We start from the raw sequence: 23317 nt of genomic DNA, 5'->3' as shown, positions 1-23317 counted from the left end.
CGTGCGTGCCAGGACGCTTGCAGGTACGCGCAGTTGCTGCCTGCGACAGGCCAACGCAACGGCATGCCGCGAACTTGTGGCGCGCGCATCTCCGGCGGTAAATCCTGCGTAGTTTTTATTTCCGGATTTTCATGGAAAGACGCGCCGTGCGGGCGTACCTAGAGCGCCCTTTCATTGCACGGGAGCGCATCATGCGTACGATCTTTTCAGCGGTTGCCAGTGCATGGCCGTTGTCGTTGCTGGCGCTTGCCGCCATTCCCTGCGCGGCGGCCAGCCTGAGCGAAGTGGGCCAGGGCAGCGGTGCGCAGTGCGTCACCGCGGGCGTCAACAACAGCGGCACCGTGGTGGGTTCCTGCTCGCCGGCCAGTGTAGGCGGCGCCATGACCGCGTGGATGACCACTTCGGCCAACGTGGAGACCACCTTGTTGCCACTGGCCACGGGGCAGCACTGCACCACCGGCGGCATCGCCAACAGCGGATCGATCATCGGCATGTGCCGCACCAGCAGCAATGCGCGCTTCGCGGTGGTGTGGCACTCCGCAGCACCCACCAGTGCGCCGCTGCGCCTGCTGCCCTTGCAGGGTCTACTGGGACTGCTGGCGGACGTGCGGACGTTCCCCACCGCGTTCAATCAGACCGGCGCGGTGGCCGGCAGCAGCGTATCAGCCAGTGGCGACACCAGCGCGGTGGTCTGGCTGGCCGGAGACGATACGGCGCTGCTGGCTTCCACCCGCGGCGACAACTGCAACGTCTCGGACCTCAGCGAATCCACCGTGGCCGGACGTCCGGCAGTGGCGATGAATTGCCCCAATGCCTCGGCCACGCTCACCGCCAAGGTGGCACAGGCCACCGGCCTGCTCAACGCTTACGTGGCCACCTCGCTGCCGCTGCCCGGCGGCGCCAACTACTGCACGGTCAAGGCCATCAATTCCAGCTTGCAGGTGTTGGGCACCTGTCATTACCCCGCACCGGATCTGCCGCGCGTGTCGTTCTGGTCAAGCCCCGGCGCAACCCCGACGGTGCTGTCCAATGGCGCTCGCAGCCATGCGGTTGCGCTGAACAACCTGGGCCGCGCGGTATTGGTGTTCCAGGACGCGCAGGGCAATGAGGAATCCGCCTTCTGGAACCCGGCCACCAACACTTTCACCGTCATCCCACCGTTGCCTGGCGGCGTACGCAGCGAGGTGGTGGACATTGCCGACAACGATTTCGTGATCCTCAACAGCGACAACGACGATCAGGACAACGAAGGTGCCTTCTGGCGCGCCGCCGTAGGCACGAGTTCGGTCGGGTTCTTCGATGACGGCTTCGAAAGCGGCCTGGTGGCGGTGTCGTCCAATGGCCAATATGCAGTGGGCGCCGCCCTGGATGGTGACGACAACGAAACCGGCGTCGTCACACCGTTGCCCTGACCCTGTGTGGCGGCGCGCGGCTGCCGCTGCCCATGACTGACTTGGAGACATACCATGGCTGCCAACACACCATCATCGCCCCAACGTCGCGGTTCCCGACACGCATCGGCCTTCGCCACCGGTGTCCTGCTGGTAGCGGCTTGCACGTCATTCCCATCGCATGCCACGCTCGAATGCACCACGGACGAGGAGGCGGTGATCAAGTGCGAACCCACCTTCCTCGACCCGCTGCATTCGCGGCTACGACCCCTCGGCTCTGCCCGATGCATGGAGAACTGCGCGGTATGCGCTACGTTGCCGGAGGATTTCGGCAACGGCTGAGCGTCGCGGACGACGCGGAATTGGCTGACCCGCGCCGGCTGCTCCGGAACGGCGCTGGCCGGCGATCGCTAGTCCAGCCAGCGTCGCGCGCGCGCACGCACGAGATCTTCGGCAGTGTCCACGTCCAGCGCCAACTCGGGCACATCCAGTTCGAACACGTCCGTTCGTTGCCGCAGCACGGTGCGCAAGCCAACATCTCCATGCAGTTGCAGTGCGCGCGACAACACGTCTGCCGGCACCATGACCGGCAGACCCCGCGCATCGCCAAGCCGGGTCACGGCGCAACCGTAGGCGGCGTAGCCGTCGAGCAGCCGTAGCAGATGCGGCAGCTCCAGCGCCACCTGATCGCAGCCGAGGATCATGGTCGGCGCCGATTCCCGCGCCAACGCGCACGCGGCATAGCGCAGGCTGCTGGCCAGGCCCTCCTGCCACTGCGGATTGATCAGCACTTCCAGGTGCGGCTCGTGGACCGCAGCGATCACTGCGTCGGCCTGCGCGCCGACCACCATCATCAGGCGCGTCGGCCGGGTGGCTTCGGCCAGCCGCACCATGCGCGCCACCAACGTTTCGCCGTCACGCCGCAAGAGTTGCTTGGCCTGGCCCAGGCGGGCGCTGCCGCCCGCGGCCAGGATCACCACGTTGTGTCCACCCGGCAGCATCACGCCATCACCCCGTGCCGGTGTGCCTGCAGTTGCGCGGCAATACTCAGCGCGATTGCCTCCGCGCCCTGCCCGCCCAGCGGCAAGCCCACGGGTGAGCGAAGGCAAGCGCGCAATGCCTCACGCGCATGCGCTGGCAATACCCGGAACAGGTCATCGCGGCGTCGACTCGGGCCGAGCAGGCCCAGGTAGCCAGGCGCATGCGCGGACAGGGCGGCCAGCGCTTCGCGATCGAGCTCGAAGTGGTGGTGCATCACCACCACCACATCGTCAGTCGCAAGCCGGGTAGCCGCTTCTTCCGGCGAAAGCTCCCAGGCCTCGTCGGCGAATTGGCCCTGCGCGCGCCAACGCGGACGGCGTTCGATCAGCACGACCTGCCAGCCGAGCTGACGCAACAACGGCAGCAGCACGGGCGATTCCGGGCCACCACCGAACACCAGCACGCGCGGCGGCGGGGCGATGCTGATGCGGTAGCCCTCGCGTGATGTGGGTTCGCCCGTGACGGGCAGCTTCCAGCTCGCCTGCTGGTCAGCGACGTTCGCACTGATGCTGCCGTCCGCGGCAAACACCAGTTGCAGGCCGCGGCGCTGCTGCTGCCAGGCGTGGATCAGTTCAAGCATGCCGGGCATGCGCGCCAACGGCCACAGCGCCAGGTGCAGGCGGCCACGGCAACCCACCGCCGACCCGGCCAGCAGGTCTTCGTCATCGCGGGTGTCGATGTCCATCCAATCCAGCACGCCATCACGTGCGGCCTGCAACGCGCGGCGTTCGATGTCCGGCTCCAGGCAACCGCCACTGAGCCAACCCACCTGCCCCTGCGTGGCGCCGAACAAGGCCATCGCGCCGGCATGCGCATAGGTCGAGCCTTCGGTATCCACCACCACCGCCAGGGCGGCGGTGTCGGATGGCTCGTGCAGGGCCTGGGCCACGGCGGACAACACGGTACGCGGCACGGTCATGGAAACTCCGGGTCGGGGGCGCTGGCAATGTCGCATTGGGGGGGATATCGTGCCAACACCCCAGCTGCCGCCAGGGATCGACCATGAAGTTGTACGTCAACGGGGCCGAGCACGAAGTGACGGCCACTCCCGACATGCCCCTGTTGTGGGCGCTGCGGGATCTGATGGGATTGACCGGGACCAAATTCGGCTGCGGCATCGCCCAATGCGGCGCCTGCACCGTGCACGTGGATGGCGCACCGCTGCGCTCCTGCGTCACCCCGGTATCGGCGGTAGCCGGCAAGAAGATCACCACCATCGAAGGCCTGTCCAGCGACGGCCAGCATCCGGTCCAGCAGGCGTGGGCGGAACTGGACGTGGTCCAGTGCGGCTACTGCCAGTCCGGCCAGATCATGTCGGCCGCGGCCCTGCTGGCCAAGTTGCCCACGCCCAGCGACCAGGACATCGACCAGGCGCTGGCCGGCAACATTTGCCGCTGCGGCACCTACCCGCGCATCCGCGCGGCGGTGCATCGCGCCGCTGCATTGAGCAAAGGCTGAGTCGGATTCTTCCTCATCGGGTCGCGCGCGGCCCGCATCGCTGTCGGAGGTTGTGTGGCTACCTTCCCGTCCAAACGAAGCGACGCCTCGACGCGTCGCGAATTTCTCAAGACCGGCGCGGTGCTCGGTGGCGGGCTAGTGATCGGCTTCGTGGTGCCGGCTGCGCATCGGCTGGCGCGCGCACAGAATCCACCGCTGCCGCTGCCCGCCAGCGACCCGGCCCGTGGCTTTGCCCCGAACGCCTTCCTGCGCATCGGCAATGATGACCGCCTGACCGTGCTGCTCGCACATTCGGAAATGGGCCAGGGCATCTGGACCACGCTGCCACTTTTGATTGCCGAGGAACTGGACGCCGACTGGAGCCGCATCAGCGTCGAGCATGCGCCGGCCGGCCCGGCCTATGCCCATCCGGCGTTCGGCATGCAGATGACCGGCGGTTCCAGCACCACCTGGTCGGAGTTTGATCGTTACCGCGCCGCGGGTGCGATGGCGCGCGCCCTGTTGTTGCAGGCAGCGGCGCAACGTTGGCAGGTGCCGGTGGCTAACCTGCGCACGGACAACGGCACCGTGATCAACGGCAGCGAGAAGCTGCGCTATGGCGATCTCGCCGACGCTGCCGCGCTGTTGAAGGCGCCGGATCCCAAGACCCTGGTGCTCAAGGATCCCAAGGACTGGAAACTGATCGGCAAGGGCGCCAAGCGCCTGGACAGCGCCGACAAGATCACCGGCCGTGCGAAGTTCGGCATGGACGTGCAGTTTGAAGGACTGCTCACCGCGGTGGTGGCGCGCGCGCCGGTGTTCGGCGGCAAGCTGGTGTCCTTCGACGCCACCGCCGCCAAGGCGGTAGCGGGCGTGCGCAACGTGGTGCAGGTACCCAGTGGCGTGGCGGTGATTGCCGATCACTACTGGGCGGCGCTGCAGGGACGTGCGGCGCTGGTGGTGGAATGGGACGCCGGCCCGCATGCCGGCCTGGATACCGAAAAGCTGCGCAGCGATTTCGCCACGATGGCGCGTTCGCCGGGCACGCTGGCCGTGCAGGCCGGCAATGCGGAGGCCGCGATGGCCCAGGCCAGCAAGACCATCGAGGCGCAATACAGCGTGCCGTACCTGGCGCACGCGCCGATGGAACCGCTCAACTGCACGGTCAAGATCAGCGCCGACGCCTGCGAGATCTGGACCGGCACGCAGTTCCAGACGGTGGATCAACAGGTCGCTGCCGGCATCACCGGCTTGAAGCCGGAGCAGATCACCATCCACACCACCTTCCTGGGTGGCGGCTTCGGCCGGCGCGCCACGCCGGTGGCCGACTTCGTGACCGAGGCCGTGCATGTGGCCAAGGCCGCGAATGCGCCGGTCAAGACCGTGTGGTCGCGCGAAGACGATGTGCGCGGCGGCTACTACCGCCCCGCTTACGTGCAGTGGGCCAAGGTCGGCCTGGATGCGGACGGCCTGCCGGTGGCGTGGCAGCAACGCCTGGTAGGCCAATCGATCACCGCGGGCACGCCGTTTGAACCATTCACGGTGAAGAACGGGATTGACGCCACCTCGGTGGAAGGCGTGGCCGACTCGCCGTACGTGCTGGGCACGGCCGCGCATCGGGTCGAACTGCATTCGCCGCAGACCGGCATTCCGGTGCTGTGGTGGCGGTCGGTCGGCCATAGCTACAACGGCTTCGTGATGGAGAGCCTGATCGACGAGCTGGCGCATGCCGCCGGCCAGGATCCGGTCGCCTATCGACGCCGCCTGCTCAAGGCTCACCCGCGCCATTTAGCCGCGTTGAACCTGGCGGCGGAGAAGTTCGGCTGGGGCACGCCGGCGGCGAAAGGTCGCGGCCATGGCATTGCCGTGCACGAGTCGTTCGGCAGCTTCGTCGCGCAGGCAGCGGAAGTGTCGGTGGAGAACGGGCAGATTCGTGTGCATCGCGTGGTCTGCGCCATCGACTGCGGGCTGGCGGTGAACCCGGACAACATCAAGGCGCAGATGGAGAGCGGCATCGCCTTCGGCCTGGGCGCCACGCTGTACAGCCGCCTGAGTTTCAAGCAGGGGCAGGTGCAGGAATCGAACTATCACGACTACCGGGTGCTGCGCTTGAACGAGATGCCGGTGGTGGAGGCTTACATCGTGCCGAGTACGGAAAAGATGGGCGGTGTCGGCGAACCGGGTACGCCGCCGATTGCCCCGGCCGTGGCCAATGCGGTGTTCGCGTTGACCGGACAACGCCTGCGTGATCTGCCGCTGACCCTGGCGCCTGTCGCCGCCACGCCTGCGTAAGGAGACGACGACGATGCGATCTTTCCGAATGCTGCTCCTGCTTTCCCTGGCCGCGTTGCTGCTGGCCGCGTGCAAGCCGCGCGTCAGTGAGGAGCAAAAGGCGCAGGCCTTGAAAGCCTTCGCCACGGTGGAGCAGGTGTTCCAGCATCCACGCTGCAGCAACTGCCATATCCCGGGCGATCAGCCGCTGCAGTTCGACAGCCAGACCCCGCACATGATGAACGTGGTACGTGGCCCCGAAGGCAAAGGCGCCGTCGGCCTGCCCTGCGCCAGTTGCCATGGCGAAGCCAACCCGCCCGCTGGCTACAGCGCGCACGCGCCACCGGGTGCGCCGCATTGGGCGCTGCCGCCGCCGGATCAAAAGATGGCGTGGATTGGCGTGCCTGCCGCCGAACTGTGTTCGATGATCCAGGACCGCAAGCGCAATGGCGATCGCGACATGGCCGCGATGTTCAAGCATGTGTCCGAGGACAAGCTGGTGCTGTGGGGTTGGGACCCCGGCGGTAATCGCGTGCCGGTGCCGGTGCCGCACGCGCAGTTCGTGGCGGCGTTCAAGACCTGGATGGACGCGGGCGCGCCCTGCCCGGGTTGATTCGCGACCCGTTCGGGTAATCGACGATCAGCGCCGGGTGGCGACCACCGGCTCGGCCACCGCGGCCACGCCGGTCACGACGCTGCGCTTGCGCGAGCGCCACAGGTTGTCGCCGGCAAAGATAATCAGGCCCGTCCAGATGGTGGCGAAGCCGATGGCCTGCGCCGTTCCAAAGGCTTCCTTGAACACGAACACGCCGATCAGGAACTGGATGCTCGGCGCGATGTACTGCAGCAGCCCGACGATGGTCAGTGGAATCCGCCGCACGCCGTAGGAAAAGCCAATCAGCGGAATGGCCGAGACCACGCCGCCCAGGATCAGCAGCAGATCGATCTGCCAGCCCCAGCCCTGGATGAAGCCACCGCCATGGCCCTGTTCGCCCCAGACCACAAAGGCCAGCGCCGGCAGGAACAGATACAAACTCTCCACGCCCAGGCCACCCACGGCTTCCACCGACACCACTTTGCGCAGCAGGCCGTAGGCGCCGAACGACAAGGCCAGGCCCAGCGCAATCCAGGGCGGCGAACCGGCCTGCCAGGTCAGCCAGGCCACGCCGGCAAATGCGAAGCCCACACCCACCCATTGCAGGCGGGTCAGGCGCTCGCGCAGCACCAGCACACCCAGCACCACGTTGATCAGCGGATTGATGAAATAGCCCAGGCTGGTTTCCACCACATGGCCGGCATTGACCGCCCAGATGTACAGGCCCCAGTTGAAGGCAATCAGCAGGCTGGTCACGCCCAGCAAGGTCAGCGCGCGTGGCTGCTCGCGGATCGTGCGCAGCCATTGCCGGCCATGGCGCAGGAACAACCAGCCCAGCAACAGGATCGAACTCCAGACGATGCGATGGGCGATGATCTGGAACGACGGCACTTGCTTGAGCAGGTGCCAATACAGCGGCACCACGCCCCAGACGACGAAGGCCATCACCGTCATCCACAGACCCTTGCGATCCACGGTGTTCATGTGCGCTTGGCCTTGGCCAGGGTGATCACCACCACGCCGCTCAGGATCATCGCCATGGCGCCCAGATCATGGGCGCCGAAACTTTCGTTGGCGATCCACGCGCCCAGCGCCACGGCGATCACCGGATTGACGTAGGCGTAGCTGCCGGCCACCGCCGGCCGCACGTTGTGCAGCAACCAGACATAGGCGCTGAAAGCGACGATGGATCCAAACAGCGCCAGGTAGCCCACCGCCAGGGTGCCTTGCAGCGTTGGCCACTGGGTGAAGCGCTCGCCCAGCGCGGCGCCGACGATCGTCATCACGATGCCACCGCAGATCATTTGCCCGGCCGCCGACATGAAGGGCGAAGGCAGATCCTTGCCGCGGCTCCACACCGAACCGTAGGCCCAGCCGATCGGCGCGATCAACAACAGGATCAGCCCTTTGGGGCTGGCGGTCAGCGCGCTGCCGGCGTTGAGCCAGACCACGCCGAGGAAGCCGATGGCGATGCCGAGCCATTCGATCTTGGTGGGGTGCTGGCCACGCATGGCCAGGAACAGGCCCATCCACAGCGGCATCGAGGCAATCGCCACTGCGGTCAGCCCCGAGGAAACGGTCTGCTCGGCGATGCAGACAAAGCCGTTGCCGAACAGCAGCAACAGGAAGCCCATGAACGCCAGCGACTTCCACTGCGCCTTGGTCGGTGCGGCATAGCCACGCCAGCGCAGCACGGCGTACATCACGCCTCCGGCCACGATGAAACGCCCACCGGCCATCAGCAACGGCGGGTAGCCGCCTTCCAGCGCCAGGCGGATGCCGAGGTAGGTGGAGCCCCAGACCAGATAGACCAGGGCCAGTGCGAGGATGACAGCGGCGCCGCTGCGGCTGGCCGCAGTGGTGCTGGAAGCAGTGGAGTTCATGGGGGTGGCCGGGCGTAACAGCGGCTATTTTAGGCCACGGCGGGCGATTAGGTTGGAGCCAATCCTTGAAAGCTTCGGGGATGTGACTTGTATGGCATTCAAGGCGGGCAAATGGAAGGCGGATCATTCCTAGGGTTCGGGGCTTAAGCCCCGAACCTCGCAATCCATCTGAGACAAAAAAAAAGCGCGACCCTCGAGGTCGCGCTTTTGCTGGAACGTCGTGCTGCGTCGCGGATCAATCCGCCCAGCGCCCCGGCCCGGTCGATTCCGGCAGCACCTGCGCCGACATCTTGCGGTCCTGGTTCAACACGCCGATGGCGTCGCTGAGGATGGCCGCGGACTCACGCAGCAGCGGATCCGGGCGCTTGTCCACCAGCTTCTCGCGTGCGGCGTCCTTGACCACGTCGCGCTCGCTGGCGCCCAGGCCATCGTCGGACAGATCATCGGCCAGCGGATCCAGCGCCAAGCCCAGGGTCTTGCGCTCGCTCTGGCGCAGCTTGCGCTTGGCGTCTTCCTTGTCGCGTTCGGCGCGGCGATCGGCTTCGTTCAACGACACGTACTTCTTGGCCGCTTCGGCGCGGAACTGCGCGACGTCATCGGACCACCACTGGAACTCCTTGTCCTTGGCCACGCGCGAGGCGTGCAGGGCTTCAAGCTTGGGCAGCAGCGGGGCGAAGTTGCCGTACTGGGTGTGCGGCACGGCGGCGATGCGGGTCCACGGCAAGGCGTTGTCGTACGTGCTCTCGCCGAATTCGCTGGCGTCCACGCTCACCGGGAAGGCGATGTCCGGCACCACGCCCTTGTGCTGGGTGCTGCCGCCGGCCACGCGGAAGAACTGCGCGATGGTCAGCTTGACCTGGCCGAAGCGCGCGGTCTCGTTGGCCGGCCAGCGATCCAGATCCACCATGTTCTGCACGGTGCCCTTGCCGAACGAGGTTTCGCCAATCACCAAGCCACGACCGTAGTCCTGGATGGCGCCGGCAAAGATCTCCGAGGCCGAGGCCGAACCGCGGTTGATCAGCACGGCCAGCGGGCCATCCCAGGCCACGCCCGGCTTGCGATCACTGTTGACCGTGACGCGGCCACCGGACTCGCGCACCTGCACCACCGGACCCTTGTCGATGAACAAACCGGTCAGTTCAATCGCTTCGTCCAGCGAGCCACCGCCGTTGCCGCGCAGATCGATGACCACGCCGTCGACGTCGTCGGTCTTGAACTGGGTCAGCAGACGGCCCACGTCGCGGGTGGCGGACGTGAAGTCGTTGGGATTGCGGCGGCGACCTTCGAAGTCCTGATAGAACGCCGGCAGCTTGATCACGCCGATGCGCCGAGCCGGTTCGCCATTGAGCGCCGGCAGGTTGATCGTTTCCGACTTGGCGGCCTGCTCTTCCAGCTTGACCTTCTGGCGGGTGATGGTGACCTGCACATGCTTGCCATCGATGCCGGTCTCGGCGGGGATGTACTCCAGCCGCACCTGGGTGTCCTTCTTGCCGCGGATCTGCGCCACCACATCGTCGATGCGCCAGCCGATCACGTCGGTGAGCGGACCGGACTTGCCCTGGCCCACGGCGACGATGCGATCGCCGACCTTGAGCTTGCCGCTGAGATCCGCCGGACCACCCGGCACGATCTCGCGGATCACCACCAGGTCGTCCTGGCGCTGCAACACGGCGCCGATGCCTTCCAGCGACAGCGACATCGACTGGTTGAAGTTTTCGGCGGTGCGCGGGGTGAAGTAATCGGTATGCGGATCAATCGCGCTGGTGTAGCTGTTGAGGAAGGTCTGGAAGATGTCCTCGCTCTTCAACTCGCCAATGCTTTTCTGCAGGTTGGCGTAACGCTTGTCCAGAGTCTTGCGGATGTCGTCGGGCTGCTTGCCGGCCAGCTTCAGGCGCAGCCAGTCGTTCATCACCGACTTTTTCCACAGCCCATCCAGTTCGGCGGTGTTGGCGGCCCAGGGCGCGTCTTCGCGATCGTATTCCCAGCGCTGCTCGCCGGTGAAATCGAAGTCTTGCTTCAGCAGTGCGCGGGCGAACGCCACGCGCTCCTGCACGCGCTGGCGGTAGACGGCGAAGATGTCATACGCGGGCGCAAGGTCGCCGCTGCGGATGGCATCGTCCATCTGGGTCTTGAACGGCGCGAACTTGGCGACGTCGGCGGCAGTGAAGTACTGCTTGTTGGAATCCAGGGTTTCCAGGTAGCGCTTGAAGATGTCCTGCGACAGCGCATCGTCCAGCGCGCGCGGGCGATAGGCATAACGGCTGTCCGAAAGCAGCCCGTACACCAGCTTGGAGGTGGTGGCCTGATCCGCGGTGGGCGCGGTTGGCAGGGCGATGCCGCCGTCGGCACGCGCCAGCAACGCCAGCGGGGTGGCCAGGGCCAGGGACAACAGCAGGAGAGCAGAAGCTTTCTTCACTTTCATCGGGTACTCGCGGCCCGGGGGCCAAGGGTGAGAGCGTGGGGACTTGCGTGGACGGACAGACCATCAGACAGTGCCCAAAGTTGCGGCGAAAGTCATCCCTGTCTAACGGCAGGCCGTGGCCCGCCGGCAGACCCTAAACCCGGCGACGTAGAGAAAGGTGAATCCTGCGCAGGCAGGCGACCGACGGTTCAGCCAGCGGCGACCTGACGGCTGGCCTGGGCCGCTTCGGCGGCCTGGCGATCGGCGTGATAGGACGAGCGCACCAGCGGACCCGAGGCGACATGGCTGAAACCCAGCGCGTTGCCGTATTCCTCCAGTTCCTTGAACTCGTCCGGCGTCCAGTAGCGCATCACCGGATGGTGGTGGGCCGTGGGCTGCAGGTACTGGCCGATGGTGACCATTTCCACATCGTGCGCACGCAGGTCGCGCAAGGTGCCCTTGACCTGCTCCATGGTCTCGCCCAGACCCAGCATGATGCCGGACTTGGTCGGCAGGCCCGGATGCTGGGCCTTGAACTTCTGCAGCAGGGTCAGCGACCACTGGTAGTCGGCGCCGGGGCGGACATTCGGATACAGGTCCGGCACGGTCTCGATGTTGTGGTTGAACACATCCGGCGGATTGATCGCCAGGATTTCCAGCGCGCGGTCCATGCGGCCCTTGCCACGGAAGTCCGGGGTGAGGATCTCGATGCGCGTGCCCGGCGAATGCTCGCGAATGGCCGCAATGCAATCAACGAAGTGCTGGGCGCCGCCATCACGCAGGTCATCGCGATCGACGCTGGTGACCACCACATACTTCAGGCCCATGTCGGCCACGGTTTGCGCCAGGCTCAGCGGTTCGGAAGCGTCCGGCGGCTTGGGCCGGCCATGCGCCACATCGCAGAACGAGCACCGGCGGGTGCAGACCTCGCCCAGGATCATGAAGGTGGCGGTGCCGTGGCCGAAGCATTCGTGGATGTTCGGGCAGCTGGCTTCTTCGCAGACGGTGACCAGGCGGTTTTCACGCAGCTTGGCCTTGAGCCGGGCGACCGAGCCGTCGCTGGGAATGCGCACCCGGATCCACGAGGGCTTGCGCAGCACCGGGGCGTCGGCGAACTGCACGGGCGAACGGTTGATCTTGTCGCCACCCAGCTGCTTGACGCCGGTTTCCAGCGGCGCGGCCGGGGTGGCCGGGGTGGACAGCACGTGCAGGGGAATCTGGCGGGGGGAGGTGTCAGTCATGGCGCAAATTCTACGCCTGTGCCACCTTCCGCCGGCAGCCGCCATTGAATCGCCCTCTGGAATGACGGCGCGCCATCGATGCAACACTGGCGAACAGGCAATAAAAAAGCCCGCAAAGGCTAGGCCAATTGCGGGCTTGCTCCCTCCCCCACGTCGGGATGCGCGAGCATCGTGAAGGACTCGTTACCGGGCTTGCACGCTGCACTGCAAAACAGAACTTGCCAGTTCAAATAGCGGTTTTTGCACCGATCCGCCGCAGGCCTTGTGCTACATGGATGTTACCGATAGCAGACCATTTTCGGCAGGAATTCTGGAACCGCTTACACGCGAAACCAGTTGCGAAACTGAATAGGCGCTGGCTGAAGGTGCTGCGCAAAACGTCTTCAACGCAGCAGATTGGGCTGGCTCTGATACCACTGCTTGGCCCGGATGAGATGGAACTGGCGGCTGCCGTCCCGGACCTCCACCCCCATGCTCAGCACACCCCACTCGGCATAAAGCTGGCCGTTGCGGCGCTTGCCCTGCAGATGCAGGCGTGCGGCCAGATCAAAACGCTGGTTGTGCGCCTGCATGCGATCCAGGGTCAGCACGTCGTCCTGCCACTGCACGCGGCCATCCACCTGCGCCTGGCCGGCGTCGACCAGCTTGAACACCCACTTGGGGTAATCCTTCTTGCGCGAGAACAGGGCCAGCAGGAAGCCGACGTCCTTCATGGTCACATCGGCGCTGCCGCCGGCGCTGATCGGCTTGTCGATATCCAGGCGTGCGCGCGCGAGCTTCAGCTTTGCCCACCAGCCACTACGTGCCTCGCCGCCGGGTTCGCGGAAACTGAGGTTGCGGAAATCCACCGTGCTGCCGTCGGCGACAAAGCTGTGCTTTTTCAGATCGGCGCGGCGCAGCAGCAGGTTGAGGTCGACATCGCCCTGCAGATCCAGGCCGGCCAAGTGCATTTGCGCGGAGCGGCCGGCGATGTTCAGCGTGCCCTGCCCCACTTCACCCGCGGTATCCAGCGAAAGATCGCCGCTGAGCAGACCCGAGCCACCGCTGAAGCGCATCTGCTGGTGCGGCAGGAAGGCGTTGTAGACACGCAGGTCCGGCACGCGCGCCTGCTGGAAGGTCACCCGCCCCTTCATCGCGTCGCGCAGCGTGCCCACCTGGCCCACCGCATCCAGCACCAGGCGCAGGTTGCTGCCTTCCACATAAGGCTTGTCGGGCGCGTGCGTGGACGCGATGTGGAAGTGCTCCATCGTCGCCTGCAGATGCGGCGCCAGTTGTCCCTGTGGCCCGGCGTCGAGCCGGATGTCGGCATTGGCCTTGCCGCGGATGCGGTTGCCCATCACGTCAACCACGGCATCGACTTCCGGCACGCCGATGCGGCTGCCCGGCGCGAGCTTGCCATCCACCACCTGCACGTCGGCATCGACATCACCGGCGCCGTTCAAGTGCAGCCAGGTGGCCTGCGGGAAAAACCCTTCAATCCAGCCGAGCGACGAGAACCGCCACTGCCCCACCACGTGACCGGACGCGCGCGGCAGCAGGCTGCGGAAATCGGCCAGCGGCACCTCGCGCCCGCGCAGGCGCAGATCCGCATCGATGGCCAGGCGGCTGTCCTTCAACGGCGGCGACTTCACCCGCAGGGCGATGTCGTCTTCCACCGCCAGGGCCAGCCCGAAGGCATCGCGCCGCGCTGCGCCGGTGGCATCGTGGCCACCCACCGGAATGCTCCAGCGCACCCGGCTGCCACGCGTGAGCACGCCACGCTCGAAACCCAGATCGATGCTGGCCTGGCCACGCCCGGGCACCACGTTGTAGCCAATCTTGCCGTTGGCATCGACCACCACATCCACCGCGCTGGTGACGCCGCTGAGCTTGAGATGCGCCGTGGTCTTGAGCAGCTTGCGGATGCCCGGTGCTTCTTCGCGGCGGTGGCGATCGATGCCGAAGCGGGCTTGCAGCACGCCCTCGCTCAGCACTTCGCGATCACCCAGCAGCAGACGCGCCTGCTCGAAACTCGCCGTCGACGGCAGCAATTCCATCGGCCCGCCACGCAGCTGCTTGACGAAGCCCACATCGGCCTCGCCCTTGCCTTGCAGGGTCATGTCGTCGAAATTGCCGGCGCGCAACGACTGGCTGACGATGTGTTCGAAGCGCAGCACCCAGCCACCATCACGCGGGGGGGGCACCGGCAATTCGCGGGTCACGTGATGGGCGCCGCCGCTGACGACATCGGCCTCGATCAACGGCACCCGCACTTCCTTCTTCAACAGCGGCCAGATCGCCACGTGCCCGGAGACGTGCTCGGCCTGCACATTCCATGCGAGCCGGCGAACCTGCCCCTGCAGGCGCACGCCGTCCAGACTGACGTGGCCAAACCACCAGCTATGCCCGCCATCCCAGTGCATCTGGAATTTCTCGGGCTTGCGGTTGACCACCTGCTCGCCAATGCGCGAGTTGATGAAGATGTTGGCGGCCAGCAGATAGACCCCGTAGAACACGAGCAGGCCCAGCGCGATGCGCAAGGCCCATCGACGCACGGCGGGCCCATTGGCGATCATCCGCGGCATGGGCCGGAGCATGCACCAAACCCGGGGGGAGCGGAATTGGCCCAAAGGGACGGGCCCGGCCCGCCGCGCGCTTGGCGATTCCCCGATGGTCGTAACCCGGCCCGCACGGGGCGGGGCGATAATGGTCGCCCCCCCCGATTGACCCGACTTTCACCCGATGAGCGAAGACCGCATCCGTAATCCCCGCCTGCGCGGCCTGGTGGTTTCGGCGGAGGAAGCCGCCGCCCATATCCATCCCGGGGAGACGGTGGCCATGAGCGGCTTTACCGGTTCGGGCTATCCCAAGGTGGTGCCGCTGGCGCTGGCCGAGCGCATGGATCGCTGTCATGCGGCCGGCGAAGGCTTCCAGATCCGCCTGCTCACCGGCGCCTCGACTGCGCCGGAACTCGATGGTGCGCTGGCGCGGGTGGATGGCATCGCCCTGCGTCTGCCCTTCCAGGCCGATCCGGAAGCCCGTCAGCGTATCAATGCCGGCACGCTGGAATACATCGATACCCACCTGAGCCACGTCGCCCAGCACACCTGGTTCGGCTTTTACGGCGAGGTGGATACGGCGGTGGTGGAAGTCTCGGCCATCCGCGAAGACGGCTCGCTGGTGCCGTCCACGTCGGTCGGCAACAACAAGACCTGGCTGGACCTGGCCAGGAAGGTGATCATCGAGGTCAACGACTGGCATCCGCTGGAAGTCGATGGCATGCACGATGTCTATTACGGCACCGCGCTGCCGCCGCATCGCAAGCCGATCCCGTTGATCCACCCGGACGATCGCATCGGCGAAACCTCGCTGCGCTGCGATCCGGCCAAGGTGGTGGCGGTGGTGCGCACGCATGCGGCCGATCGCAACAGCCCGTTCAACGCCGCCGATGCCACCAGCGAGCAGATCGCCGCGCACCTGATGGACTTCCTGCAGCACGAGGTCAAGCTGGGCCGGCTGCCGAAGAACTTGCTGCCGCTGCAATCGGGCGTCGGCAATATCCCCAATGCCGTGCTGCTGGGGCTGGCGCGCAGTGGCTTCCGTGACCTGACCGCGTTCACCGAAGTAATCCAGGACGGCATGCTGGATCTGCTGCGCGACGGCGTTCTGCGCAGCGCCTCGTGCACCGGCTTCGCCTTGAGCCCGGATGCCAACGAGGAGTTCAAGCGCAACATCGACTTCTACCGCGAACGCATCGTCATGCGCACGCAGGAGATTTCCAATCACCCGGAGCTGGTACGCCGACTGGGCTGCCTGTGCATGAACGGCATGATCGAAGCCGACCTCTACGGCAACGTCAATTCCACCCACGTGATGGGCTCGCGCATCCAGAACGGCATCGGCGGTTCCGGCGACTTTGCCCGCAATGGTTATCTGTCGATCTTCCTCAGCCCCAGCACCGCCAAGAACGGCAGCATCTCCTCGCTGGTGCCGATGGTCAGCCACGTGGATCACACCGAGCATGACGTGGCGATCATCGTCACCGAACAGGGCGTGGCGGATCTGCGCGGGCTGTCGCCCAAGCAGCGCGCCCGCGCCCTGATTGCGCGCTGCGCGCATCCGGATTATCGCGACGCCCTGCAGGACTACTTCGATCGCGCGCTGCGCGAGAGCTATGGCAAGCACACGCCGCACCTGCTCGGCGAAGCGCTGTCCTGGCACCAACGCTGGCTGGACACGGGTAGCATGCGCGCTTGAGCCACGCGGGGAACGCGCCATGCTGTCCTGGATCTACCTGATCGCCATCACCGCCGAAGCCATGTCCGGCGCGCTGTCAGCGGGCAAGCGGCGGATGGATCTGTTTGGCGTGGTCACCATCGCCTCGGTCACCGCGCTGGGGGGCGGCTCCCTGCGCGACATCGTGCTGGGCCACTACCCGCTGGGCTGGGTGCGGCATCCGCAGTATCTGCTGTTCACCATTGGCGCCGCGATCTTCGCCACGGTGGCCGCACGCTGGATGCATCGGCTGCGCCACGCCTTCCTGCTTCTCGACGCGCTGGGCCTGGTGGCCTTCACCGTGATCGGCTGCACCATCGCCCGCGACGCCGGGCATACGATGGCCATTGCCGTGGTGGCCGGCACGCTCACCGGCACCTTTGGCGGCGTGTTGCGCGATGTGTTGTGCAACGAGATTCCGTTGCTGTTCCGCAAGGAGCTGTACGCGATCGTGTCGCTGCTGACCGGCGTCGTCTACCTGTCCCTGCTGCATTACGGGGTGCCGTCGCCGTGGGCCACCAGCGGCTGCATCATTGGCGGCTTTGTGCTGCGCGTGCTGGCGATCCGCTACAACTGGGAAGTGCCGAAGTTCGTTTATCGCGACGAGCTGCACTGAAAGGCTGCCCTCATCCGCCCTGCGGGCACCTTCTCCCGCAGGCGGGAGAAGGGGTCTTGGGATGCCGTTGCTTTGGCTGCTTCCCCCTCTCCCGCTTGCGGGGTGTGGTCAAGACGCTTTGCACTGCCGCGCGTCTTGACTGCACGACCGGCGCGCTGCGCCAGGCCGGGGTGTGCCGGGGTGAGGGCCCGCTTTTCGCTTACGCCGCCTGCGACACAGCGCGCTGCCGGCGCGCACGAACGGCTGCGGCAAGGCGCTCCAGCACCGCCACCGAACTTTCCCAGCCGATGCAGCCATCGGTGATGCTCTGGCCGTAAGCCAGCGCCTGGCCCGGCACCAGATCCTGGCGGCCGGCGATGAGATGGCTTTCCACCATCACGCCGATGATGCGGTTCTCACCGGCTTCAATCTGGGTGGCGATGTTGTCGATCACCTTGGGCTGGTTCTCCGGATCCTTGAGGCTGTTGGCATGGCTGGCATCGATCATCACCCGCGCCGGCAGGCCGGCCTTTTCCAGCACCTGGCTGGTGGCCTCCACGCTCGCCGCGTCGTAGTTGGGCGCCTTGCCGCCGCGCAGGATCACATGGCAATCCGGATTGCCGGTAGTGGCCGCGATCGCCGAACGGCCCTCCTTGGTCACGGCCAGGAAATGATGGGCATGCGAGGCCGCATTGACCGCATCGGCGGCAATCTTGATGTTGCCGTCGGTGCCGTTCTTGAAGCCGACCGGGCACGACAGGCCCGACGCCAGTTCGCGATGGACCTGGCTCTCGGTGGTGCGCGCACCAATCGCGCCCCAGGCCACCAGATCGGCGATGTACTGCGGCGAGGTGGTGTCGAGGAATTCGCAGCCGGCCGGCAAGCCCAGTCGATTGATGTTGCGCAACAGGCCGCGCGCCAGGCGCAGGCCTTCGTTGATGCGGAAGCTGCCGTCCATGCCCGGATCGTTGATCAGGCCTTTCCAACCCACGGTGGTGCGCGGCTTCTCGAAGTACACCCGCATCACGATCTCCAGCGCATCGCCCAGGCTGTCGCGCAGCGGACGCAGGCGTTGCGCGTATTCGAACGCGGCAATCGGATCGTGGATCGAGCAGGGGCCGATGACCACGGCCAGGCGATCATCGCGGCCTTGCAGGATTTCGTGCAGGGCCTGGCGGCTGCCGGTGACGGTGTCGGACACCTGCTCGTCGCAGGGAAGCTCGGCGATGACGTCGGCCGGCGGCGTCAGCGGTAACAGGGTGCGGATGCGCAGGTCGTCGGTATGCGGTGCCATGGGTGTCTCCGGGAACTCGATATGGGGGCTGGGCGGGACCTGGCAACAAAAAAGCCGCCAGGTGGGCTGGCGGCTTTCAGGTGTTGCGGCTGTGTGTGGCTTCAGCGCGCGGGCAACCCTTCCTCCGCCTGTGGCATGGGAAAGCCGCGGTACCAAAAGTAAAAGCGGGTGCGGGTTGCGTTCATGGGGGACATTGATAACACAGCTTACGCAGGCCGCCAAATGTTGCGTTTGCAACCAGCGGGCCGCACTCGGCAGGCTCGACGCGACGGGGCCCCCCGGAGCTTCTGACGGCCGGTGGCCGTCACTGCGGCAGCTCGGCGTTGGCTCCAGTGTCCGCGCCCGTGGGCGCCAAAAGGAGCTTCACCATGGCCTTGACCCGTCGCCAACTGCTCGCCGCCAGCCCCGCGGCCCTGGCCGTCGCCGCGGCGCCCACGTCATTGCTCGCCCAAGTGGCAGCGCAGACGCCGGCCTTGCCGGATCTGTCGAACTGGGACAACGTGCGCGCGCAGTTCGAACTGGATCCTTCGTATCGGCACTTCTCCTCGTTCTTCATCGCCAGCCATCCTGCACCGGTGCGCGCGGCCTTGGAGAGTTATCGACGCGCCATGGACGCCAATCCGTTCCTGTTCGTGGAGCAATCACTGTTCGAGGATGAGGCGCACAACCTGCCACTGCAGGTCTGCAACGAGGTGGCCGGCTACCTGGGCGGGCGCGGCGAAGACGTCTGCCTGACCCGCAGCACCACCGAAAGTCTGGCGCTGGTCTATCACGGCCTGCCGCTGAAGGCCGGCGATGAAGTGCTGACCACCGTGCACGATCATTTCTCCCATCACGAGTCGATACGCCTGGCGACCGAGCGCACTGGCGCATCGATGCGCAAGATCAAACTCTTCGACGAATCCGCCAACGCGAGCGCCGACCAGATCATCGGCACACTCAAGGCGGCGATCCGCCCGCAGACACGCGTGCTGGGCATCACCTGGGTGCATTCGAGCACCGGCATCCGCCTGCCCATCCGCGAAATCAGCGCGATGCTCCGATCCTTGCCGCAACCACCGCTGCTGGTGGTCGATGGCGTGCACGGATTGGGCTCGGTCGACGAAACCGTCGCCACGATGGGTGCGGATTATTTCTGCGCCGGCACGCATAAATGGATGTTCGCCCCGCGCGGCACGGCGCTGATCTGGGCGAATGCGCAGAACTGGGCGCGCCTGCATCCGATGGTGCCCAATTTCAGCGAGATGGAAAGCTACGTCGCCTGGACGGAGGATCGGCCACCGAGCGGCGCCAACAATGCCGCGCGCATGAGTCCGGGCGGCTTCCATGCCTATGAGCATCAATGGGCCGCGGCCGCGGCGTTCCGCATGCACGGGCAGATGGGCAAGACACGCGTGGCCAGCCGCATCGCCAGCTTGAATGATCAACTCAAGGCCGGCCTGGCCGGCATCCCGAAGGTGAAAATGCATACGCCACGATCGCCGGCGTTGTCCGCCGGCTTGGTTGCCTTTGAAATCGAAGGCATGGCGCCGCAGGACGTGGTCAAGCAATTGCTGGCCAAGCGCATCATCGCCAGCACCAGTCCTTACGCCGTGCCGTATGCGCGGCTGGCGCCCAGCCTGGTCAACTCGCCTGCCGAAGTGGACGAGGCGCTGGCGGCGGTGCGATCGCTGGCGGGCTGAAGCACAAACAAAAACCCCGCCTTGCGGCGGGGTTTTCGCAGTACAGGTGCAGCGGAGAGCAGGACTTAGAAGTCCATGCCACCCATGCCGCCCATGCCACCGCCCGGCGGCATCGCCGGCTCGTCCTTCTTCGGCGACTCGGCCACCATCGCTTCGGTGGTGATCATCAGGCCGGCGATCGACGCGGCGTTCTGCAGCGCGGTACGGGTGACCTTGGTCGGGTCCAGGATGCCGAATTCGACCATGTCGCCGAACTCGCCGTTGGCGGCGTTGTAGCCGAAGTTGCCCGAACCATCCTTGACCTTGTTGACGATCACGGAGGGCTCTTCGCCGGCGTTGGTGACGATTTCGCGCAGCGGGGCTTCCATCGCGCGCAGGGCGATCTGGATGCCGTGGGTCTGGTCTTCGTTGATGCCCTTCAGGCCTTCAATGTTCGCCTTGGCGCGGATCAGCGCGACGCCGCCGCCCGGGACCACGCCTTCTTCCACGGCGGCACGGGTGGCGTGCAGGGCGTCTTCAACGCGGGCCTTCTTTTCCTTCATCTCGACTTCGGTAGCCGCGCCGACCTTGATGACGGCCACGCCGCCAGCCAGCTTGGCCACGCGCTCCTGCAGCTTCTCGCGGTCGTAGTCCGAAGAGGTCTCTTCGATCTGCGCCTTGATCTGCTTGATGCGCGCTTCGATGCCGCCGGTGTCGCCAGCGCCGTCGATGATGGTGGTGTTTTCCTTCGAGACCTGCACCTTCTTGGCGCGGCCCAGATCCTTGATGGTGGCCTTTTCCAGCGACAGGCCGACTTCTTCGGAGATCACGGTGCCGCCGGTCAGCACGGCCATGTCTTCCAGCATCGCCTTGCGACGGTCGCCGAAGCCCGGCGCCTTGACGGCCACGACCTTGACGATGCCGCGGATGGTGTTGACCACCAGGGTGGCCAGCGCTTCGCCTTCGACTTCTTCGGCCACGATCAACAGCGGCTTGCCGGCCTTGGCCACGCCTTCCAGCACGGGCAGCAGGTCGCGCACGTTGGAGATCTTCTTGTCGTGCAGCAGGATGTACGGGTCATCCAGGTCAGCGGTCATCGACTGCTGGTTGTTGACGAAGTATGGCGACAGGTAGCCGCGATCGAACTGCATGCCTTCGACGACGTCCAGTTCGTTGTCCAGGCCCGAGCCTTCTTCAACGGTGATCACGCCTTCCTTGCCGACCTTCTTCATGGCGTCGGCAATGATGTTGCCGATCGACTCGTCCGAGTTGGCCGAGATGGTGCCGACCTGGGCGATGGCCTTGTCGTCGGCGGTGGGCTTGCTGATCTTCTTCAGCTCGGCCACGGCGGCGATGACGGCCTTGTCGATGCCGCGCTTGAGGTCCATCGGGTTCATGCCGGCGGCGACCGCCTTGGAACCTTCGCGGATCAGCGCCTGCGCCAGCACGGTGGCGGTGGTGGTGCCGTCACCGGCGTTGTCGGAGGTCTTGGAAGCGACTTCCTTCACCATCTGCGCGCCCATGTTCTCGAACTTGTCAGCCAGTTCGATTTCCTTGGCGACGGACACGCCGTCCTTGGTGATGGTGGGGGCGCCGAAGCTCTTCTCGAGCACGACGTTGCGGCCCTTCGGGCCGAGCGTGGCCTTGACGGCGTTGGCCAGGATGTTGACGCCGCGCACCATGCGCGAACGTGCGTCTTCACCGAAGCGGATGTCTTTTGCTGCCATGGGTGTATTCCTTGATCAGTAAATGCGTAAGAAAAGGGCGCGGGGCGGGCTCAGCCCAGGATCGCGAAGATGTCGTCTTCTTTGACGACCAGCAGATCGGTGCCGTCGAGCTTCACTTCGGTGCCGCTGTACTTGCCGAACAGCACCTTGTCGCCGACCTTGACCTTCGGCGCGCGCACGCTGCCGTTGTCCAGCACCTTGCCTTCGCCCACGGCGACGACTTCACCCTTGATCGGCTTCTCGGTGGCCGAGTCCGGGATCACGATGCCGCCGGCGGACAGCTTCTCTTCTTCCATGCGCTTGATGACCACGCGGTCGTACAGGGGCTTGATATTGCTCATTTCAATCCTCTTTAAGTGATTGATTGGACTGGGAAAGGGCGGCGATGTTAGCACTCGGTCACGCTGAGTGCCAGTCACGCGGGCAAAAAGATCCCGGCGAACCGGGACTGCCCAGAGATGGGGGTCTGGTCAGGGCTTTCAAGAGCGAGGGCCGAAAGAATTGCCCGACCGGAGTTTTACGTGTGTAATAACGCCAGCAGGAGACTACCCATGAAATCCCTCAAGCTCAACCGCATCGGCAACTCCGTCGGCCTGGTCCTGCCCAAGGACATCCTGGCGCGCATGCGCGTGGCCGAAGGCGACACGCTGTACCTGACCGAGTCGCCGGACGGCTATCGCCTGACCCCCTTCGACCCCGAGTTTGCCGAGCAGATGGAAGCGGCCGAAGCGGTCATGCGCCGTCGCCGTGACGCCTTGCGCGAGCTGGCCAAGTGAGCGAAGGCCCGCGCTGGTTGCGCGAAGCCGTGGTCCTGGCCATCCACGAAGCCCAGCTTGCCGAACACGGTGGTCCTGCCGGCGTCCGCGATGCCAGCCTGATGGAAAGCGCCCTGGCCCGACCCCGGCAGCTGCAGGCCTACGGTATGCCGCCGCCCGATCTGGCCGCGCTGGCGGCGGCGTATGGCTACGGGCTGGCCCGCAATCATCCCTTCGTGGACGGCAACAAGCGCACCGCGCTGGTGGTCATGGAAACTTTCCTCAACCTCAACGGCTGGGAGCTGGAAGCCAGCAATGTCGAATGCGTGCAGGAAATGCTGATGCTGGCCGGCGGCGAGCTGGATGAAGCCGCGCTGGCGGATTGGCTGCGCCCGCGCCTGCGCGCGCTCGACAAGATCGGATAATCGCCCCATGTCCGTCCATCTGGCCTTCTCCACCTGCCCCGACCTGGAAAGCGCCCAGCGCCTGGCCGACGCCCTGGTGGGTGAGCGGTTGGCGGCCTGCGTGAACATCCTGCCGGGGGTGCGCTCCACTTATCAGTGGCAAGGGGCGATTGAACACTCGGAAGAAGTCCAGCTGATCATCAAGACCACCGGCGAGCGCCTGCCGGCGCTGGCGGCGCGACTGAGCCAGCTGCACCCTTATGAATTGCCGGAACTGGTGGCCCTGCCGGTCGCCGCCGGTTTGCCCGCCTATCTGCACTGGGTTGTCGGTGAAACCGGCGACGAAGCCGCTGAGGAATCCTGATCC

General features: G+C 65.9%; 20 protein-coding genes. 10 read left to right on the top strand and 10 right to left on the bottom strand.

Annotation, left to right across the window (positions count from 1 at the left end; genetic code table 11):
* The first annotated feature begins 191 nt into the window (after nt 1-191).
* A complete protein-coding gene (locus tag B5X78_RS11510) occupies nt 192-1412 on the top strand; it encodes a hypothetical protein (RefSeq protein WP_079724684.1) in 1221 nt (406 codons plus the stop codon).
* Nucleotides 1413-1801: 389 nt separating this feature from the next.
* Here B5X78_RS11510 and B5X78_RS11505 read toward each other — a convergent pair whose 3' ends face one another.
* Nucleotides 1802-2392 (bottom strand): nucleotidyltransferase family protein, encoded by a 591-nt coding sequence (locus B5X78_RS11505; protein ID WP_079724683.1) that lies wholly within the window; start codon nt 2390-2392, stop codon nt 1802-1804.
* Entirely contained in the window at nt 2392-3351 is a 960-nt protein-coding gene (locus B5X78_RS11500; protein WP_139381537.1) for an XdhC family protein, read from the bottom strand. The genes B5X78_RS11505 and B5X78_RS11500 overlap by 1 nt, the downstream gene beginning before the upstream one ends.
* An 83-nt stretch (nt 3352-3434) precedes the next feature.
* Between B5X78_RS11500 and B5X78_RS11495 the strand changes: the two genes are divergently transcribed.
* The 3 genes from B5X78_RS11495 to B5X78_RS11485 are packed head-to-tail and all read left to right on the top strand — an operon-like array spanning nt 3435 to nt 6753.
* Nucleotides 3435-3890: a (2Fe-2S)-binding protein gene (locus tag B5X78_RS11495; RefSeq protein ID WP_079724681.1), complete on the top strand. Its 456-nt coding sequence runs from the start codon at nt 3435-3437 to the stop codon at nt 3888-3890.
* 54 nt (nt 3891-3944) lie between these two features.
* Nucleotides 3945-6161, top strand: a complete 2217-nt coding sequence (locus B5X78_RS11490) for a xanthine dehydrogenase family protein molybdopterin-binding subunit (RefSeq protein ID WP_079724680.1) — start codon at nt 3945-3947, stop codon at nt 6159-6161.
* Nucleotides 6162-6174: 13 nt separating this feature from the next.
* Nucleotides 6175-6753, top strand: coding sequence for a hypothetical protein (locus B5X78_RS11485; protein WP_217698675.1), 579 nt, complete (start codon nt 6175-6177; stop codon nt 6751-6753).
* Between the two features lie 27 nt (nt 6754-6780).
* On the opposite strand, the gene rarD is transcribed toward B5X78_RS11485, so the two are convergent.
* From rarD to B5X78_RS11460, 5 genes are all read right to left on the bottom strand, one after another.
* Complete coding sequence (gene rarD, locus B5X78_RS11480; RefSeq protein WP_079724678.1) at nt 6781-7719, bottom strand: EamA family transporter RarD; 939 nt, start codon at nt 7717-7719, stop codon at nt 6781-6783.
* Nucleotides 7716-8618: a drug/metabolite exporter YedA gene (gene yedA / locus B5X78_RS11475; protein ID WP_079724677.1), complete on the bottom strand. Its 903-nt coding sequence runs from the start codon at nt 8616-8618 to the stop codon at nt 7716-7718. The genes rarD and yedA overlap by 4 nt, the downstream gene beginning before the upstream one ends.
* Nucleotides 8619-8853: 235 nt before the next feature.
* Nucleotides 8854-11040, bottom strand: coding sequence for a carboxy terminal-processing peptidase (locus B5X78_RS11470; protein ID WP_079724676.1), 2187 nt, complete (start codon nt 11038-11040; stop codon nt 8854-8856).
* Between the two features lie 188 nt (nt 11041-11228).
* Nucleotides 11229-12260 (bottom strand): lipoyl synthase, encoded by a 1032-nt coding sequence (gene lipA / locus B5X78_RS11465; RefSeq protein WP_079724675.1) that lies wholly within the window; start codon nt 12258-12260, stop codon nt 11229-11231.
* 383 nt (nt 12261-12643) lie between these two features.
* A complete protein-coding gene (locus tag B5X78_RS11460) occupies nt 12644-14824 on the bottom strand; it encodes a translocation/assembly module TamB domain-containing protein (RefSeq protein ID WP_079724674.1) in 2181 nt (726 codons plus the stop codon).
* A 157-nt stretch (nt 14825-14981) separates the two neighbouring features.
* Between B5X78_RS11460 and scpC the strand changes: the two genes are divergently transcribed.
* Together scpC and B5X78_RS11450 are read left to right on the top strand one after the other, a co-directional pair.
* Entirely contained in the window at nt 14982-16496 is a 1515-nt protein-coding gene (scpC, locus tag B5X78_RS11455) for a succinyl-CoA:acetate CoA-transferase ScpC (protein ID WP_079724673.1), read from the top strand.
* Between the two features lie 19 nt (nt 16497-16515).
* Nucleotides 16516-17130, top strand: a complete 615-nt coding sequence (locus tag B5X78_RS11450; RefSeq protein WP_079724672.1) for a trimeric intracellular cation channel family protein — start codon at nt 16516-16518, stop codon at nt 17128-17130.
* 199 nt (nt 17131-17329) lie between these two features.
* On the opposite strand, the gene B5X78_RS11445 is transcribed toward B5X78_RS11450, so the two are convergent.
* Nucleotides 17330-18403 carry a 3-deoxy-7-phosphoheptulonate synthase gene (locus B5X78_RS11445; protein WP_079724671.1) on the bottom strand — a complete coding sequence of 358 codons (1074 nt, stop codon included), beginning with the start codon at nt 18401-18403 and terminating at the stop codon, nt 17330-17332.
* Nucleotides 18404-18771: 368 nt separating this feature from the next.
* On the opposite strand from B5X78_RS11445, the gene B5X78_RS11440 reads away from it, so the two are divergent.
* Nucleotides 18772-20085: an aminotransferase class V-fold PLP-dependent enzyme gene (locus tag B5X78_RS11440; RefSeq protein WP_079724670.1), complete on the top strand. Its 1314-nt coding sequence runs from the start codon at nt 18772-18774 to the stop codon at nt 20083-20085.
* A gap of 65 nt (nt 20086-20150) precedes the next feature.
* Here the strand turns inward: B5X78_RS11440 and groL are convergent, their stop codons facing one another.
* A complete protein-coding gene (gene groL, locus B5X78_RS11435) occupies nt 20151-21791 on the bottom strand; it encodes a chaperonin GroEL (RefSeq protein ID WP_079724669.1) in 1641 nt (546 codons plus the stop codon).
* Nucleotides 21792-21841: 50 nt separating this feature from the next.
* Nucleotides 21842-22132, bottom strand: a complete 291-nt coding sequence (groES, locus tag B5X78_RS11430; RefSeq protein WP_079724668.1) for a co-chaperone GroES — start codon at nt 22130-22132, stop codon at nt 21842-21844.
* Between the two features lie 210 nt (nt 22133-22342).
* Between groES and B5X78_RS11425 the strand changes: the two genes are divergently transcribed.
* From B5X78_RS11425 to cutA, 3 genes are read left to right on the top strand one after another with little or no spacing between them, the layout of a single operon-like run.
* Nucleotides 22343-22567: an AbrB/MazE/SpoVT family DNA-binding domain-containing protein gene (locus B5X78_RS11425; protein WP_079724667.1), complete on the top strand. Its 225-nt coding sequence runs from the start codon at nt 22343-22345 to the stop codon at nt 22565-22567.
* Complete coding sequence (locus B5X78_RS11420) at nt 22564-22971, top strand: type II toxin-antitoxin system death-on-curing family toxin (protein WP_079724666.1); 408 nt, start codon at nt 22564-22566, stop codon at nt 22969-22971. The genes B5X78_RS11425 and B5X78_RS11420 overlap by 4 nt, the downstream gene beginning before the upstream one ends.
* 7 nt (nt 22972-22978) lie before the next feature.
* A complete protein-coding gene (cutA, locus tag B5X78_RS11415) occupies nt 22979-23314 on the top strand; it encodes a divalent-cation tolerance protein CutA (RefSeq protein ID WP_079724665.1) in 336 nt (111 codons plus the stop codon).
* Nucleotides 23315-23317: the final 3 nt, after the last annotated feature.

The organism is Pseudoxanthomonas indica (genome assembly GCF_900167565.1).
Classification (GTDB): domain Bacteria; phylum Pseudomonadota; class Gammaproteobacteria; order Xanthomonadales; family Xanthomonadaceae; genus Pseudoxanthomonas_A; species Pseudoxanthomonas_A indica.
This window is presented reverse-complemented; position numbering and strand designations above follow the sequence as displayed.

Bases quoted from the DNA above. Each gene is read 5' to 3' on its own strand.
- B5X78_RS11510 (WP_079724684.1), top strand. From the start codon at position 192: ATGCGTACGATCTTTTCAGCGGTTGCCAGTGCATGGCCGTTGTCGTTG.
- B5X78_RS11505 (WP_079724683.1), bottom strand. From the start codon at position 2,392: ATGCTGCCGGGTGGACACAACGTGGTGATCCTGGCCGCGGGCGGCAGC.
- B5X78_RS11500 (WP_139381537.1), bottom strand. From the start codon at position 3,351: ATGACCGTGCCGCGTACCGTGTTGTCCGCCGTGGCCCAGGCCCTGCAC.
- B5X78_RS11495 (WP_079724681.1), top strand. From the start codon at position 3,435: ATGAAGTTGTACGTCAACGGGGCCGAGCACGAAGTGACGGCCACTCCC.
- B5X78_RS11485 (WP_217698675.1), top strand. From the start codon at position 6,175: ATGCGATCTTTCCGAATGCTGCTCCTGCTTTCCCTGGCCGCGTTGCTG.
- rarD (WP_079724678.1), bottom strand. From the start codon at position 7,719: ATGAACACCGTGGATCGCAAGGGTCTGTGGATGACGGTGATGGCCTTC.
- yedA (WP_079724677.1), bottom strand. From the start codon at position 8,618: ATGAACTCCACTGCTTCCAGCACCACTGCGGCCAGCCGCAGCGGCGCC.
- B5X78_RS11470 (WP_079724676.1), bottom strand. From the start codon at position 11,040: ATGAAAGTGAAGAAAGCTTCTGCTCTCCTGCTGTTGTCCCTGGCCCTG.
- lipA (WP_079724675.1), bottom strand. From the start codon at position 12,260: ATGACTGACACCTCCCCCCGCCAGATTCCCCTGCACGTGCTGTCCACC.
- B5X78_RS11460 (WP_079724674.1), bottom strand. From the start codon at position 14,824: ATGCCGCGGATGATCGCCAATGGGCCCGCCGTGCGTCGATGGGCCTTG.
- scpC (WP_079724673.1), top strand. From the start codon at position 14,982: ATGAGCGAAGACCGCATCCGTAATCCCCGCCTGCGCGGCCTGGTGGTT.
- B5X78_RS11450 (WP_079724672.1), top strand. From the start codon at position 16,516: ATGCTGTCCTGGATCTACCTGATCGCCATCACCGCCGAAGCCATGTCC.
- B5X78_RS11445 (WP_079724671.1), bottom strand. From the start codon at position 18,403: ATGGCACCGCATACCGACGACCTGCGCATCCGCACCCTGTTACCGCTG.
- B5X78_RS11440 (WP_079724670.1), top strand. From the start codon at position 18,772: ATGGCCTTGACCCGTCGCCAACTGCTCGCCGCCAGCCCCGCGGCCCTG.
- groL (WP_079724669.1), bottom strand. From the start codon at position 21,791: ATGGCAGCAAAAGACATCCGCTTCGGTGAAGACGCACGTTCGCGCATG.
- groES (WP_079724668.1), bottom strand. From the start codon at position 22,132: ATGAGCAATATCAAGCCCCTGTACGACCGCGTGGTCATCAAGCGCATG.
- B5X78_RS11425 (WP_079724667.1), top strand. From the start codon at position 22,343: ATGAAATCCCTCAAGCTCAACCGCATCGGCAACTCCGTCGGCCTGGTC.
- cutA (WP_079724665.1), top strand. From the start codon at position 22,979: ATGTCCGTCCATCTGGCCTTCTCCACCTGCCCCGACCTGGAAAGCGCC.